Origin of the sequence: Endozoicomonas sp. SESOKO2, assembly GCF_024606245.1 — a bacterium.
GTDB lineage: Bacteria > Pseudomonadota > Gammaproteobacteria > Pseudomonadales > Endozoicomonadaceae > Endozoicomonas_A.
On the sequence record NZ_JAHHPQ010000066.1, the window covers coordinates 1 to 2,208 of the forward strand.

A 2,208-nucleotide genomic window follows, 5' to 3' on the forward strand; every position below is an offset into this window, starting at 1 on the left:
ATGAAAATCAAGAATGTGGAGCCGTCGGGGGCTTGCCAGTCTCTCGGGCAATTGAAGTCGTTTCTTCGTCAGCTACAGCGCCCTCCCGTGCTTCTGATCGACCCTTAACCTCTCAACCCGCTGCTGTTTCGAAACATTCTGTCTACAAACTGCCAACCGGGACTGCCACAGTTACTGCTTTCCTGGAAAGAATAGAGAGTGCTGCAAGTGTTCCGGTCATTCATATTCCATCAAATCAGCTGCAGACGCTTGTCCGCTTATTCGCCAGTCTGGTTGCTATGGAAGCTGACGAAATGTATGCCTGCCAGCCATATCCTCGATGTGGCATTTTTGTAAGTGACCCGGAAGCGCTAGAGCACAACTGTCTGATGCAGTGCTCATGTGGTGGTAACCAGGTATGTGACTCCGTAGTAAATCCGTCGTGGTCCCGTGGAAAGTATGCGGTTCTGGGTGCTCTGTGTATAACAGGAATAAGTTCCGGTGCCGGGTTTGGTGCAGGAATGACTAAATTTGGAGCCGGATGCCTGACCTCTGGACTTTTCGGCTCGGCTCTTGCTGCCTTATTTTTCAGCCACACTCGCTTTACAAACCAGTTTCAGGTGAGTTTCACCTTTGACTCGGACTCAAGCATATTGGACATCGACAGATTGCAGCAGATAAGGCTCATGCTGCAATACACAGGAGGGTATGATCTGGTGTCGTACAGTCTGGGGGAAACCAGCCAGACGGTGAGCTTTAACATCTGGACGTCGAAAGCAGTGAATGCCGACCAGCTAAAAACCTGGTTCGATAATCGAAATCAGCAATGGTCTGGCCCATACCAAATAGAAATCTGTCCCATCAGCAGGCAGACCTCTTTCGAGCCTTCGGATACAGACACTCGCGAGACCAAACTATAGGAAGCCGTTAACGATCTTATTGAAAAGACCACCAGCGACTTCTTAGAATTCAGATTAACTTTACCCGGGGCGGCAAACCGATTGCTTCCCCATCTCAGCGGTCCGGTATAGATGAAGATGGTCTAAAGTCTAAAGTCTAAAGTCTAAAGGAATGATTTTAATTTTCAGCTGTCCTTTTATTTTCTCTGCAACGTCCATGACTCATGAGGAATGGCTGACTAAGCGTTGTTATATTCAGAGTCCTTCTCAATAAAAAGCATCTTTTTACAATGGATTAACCACTTTAGAGCTTCTGATTAAAATTACAAAAGTAACCCTTCGGGATATTATCCGATGATGGTGCTGAAAGCCGGGAGTTTAAAACGGTTGAGGGTTGCCAATTACTATGTCACCCCTTCTACCCAAGATCAGCCCCTTGAATTAACATCGACTGGTAATGATGACTTTAGAGCCTGCTGAGCAGAACTGTCCCGATGTTCCTGCCCGGTAAAAAGTCTAACAAGACCTGCGACTGTACTTTGATGGATAATTCTATTGCCTCTCAGACCCGGATCATGGCTGGACTAAGGTGCATCTATCTGTACAATAGAGCGACCCTTCCCTAATGGGCCTGATGGATTTGAGACAATTTGAAAGCTTAAGTCCAACAGACGCCGGAAACCAGAATTGCTATCAGGGTCTGTATTTATGATCAACGCTTATCACCGTGATACCGAGCAGTACTGCATCACCCGCATACAGACCGATATGGTGCTTCCTGAAAATACCCTCTGGCTAGACCTTGTTGAATTGGAAGACAGTGAAGATGAGTGGCTGAAACAGGAGTGTCCGGGATTTATAGAAGACGAAGATGCACTGTACGAAATTGAAGCCTCTTCTCGATTTTTTGAAAGTGAGACAGGTTTTCATATTCGTTCTATTTTCCCCCATCAGGCGGGTCAGGAGTTTCGCAGCATCAACGTTGCTTTCAACCTTCGTGACGACCAGCTGGTTACACTTCAGGATGAACCTACTGCCCTTTTCCGATTAATGAGGAACTATCTGAAACTTCAACACATCAAGGCACGAACACCGATCGATATCTTGATCGCTTTGTTTGATACTAAAGTTCAGTTTCTGGCTGACACTCTGGAAGAAGTTTACGAGAATCTCGAAGCCACCAGTCAGCATGCTCTTTCTGATGATGACACTGACGTCGATGACCTGTTGAAAAATATTACCCTGCAGGAAGATATAAACGGCAAAGTTCGTCTTAATCTGCTGGACAGCCAGCGCTGCCTTGGATACATCCTGAAAAACTGCCGTCACA

General features: G+C 46.5%; 2 protein-coding genes. Both read left to right on the forward strand.

All coding sequences use genetic code 11. The annotated features are described in order from the left end of the window. The coding region (locus KDK17_RS01710; RefSeq protein ID WP_257287198.1) for a hypothetical protein at positions 1-899 on the forward strand (899 nt) is incomplete at its 5' end. 687 nt (positions 900-1,586) lie between these two features. Then, positions 1,587-2,208: CorA family divalent cation transporter (locus tag KDK17_RS01715; RefSeq protein ID WP_257287199.1), on the forward strand; the 622-nt coding region annotated here is incomplete at its 3' end.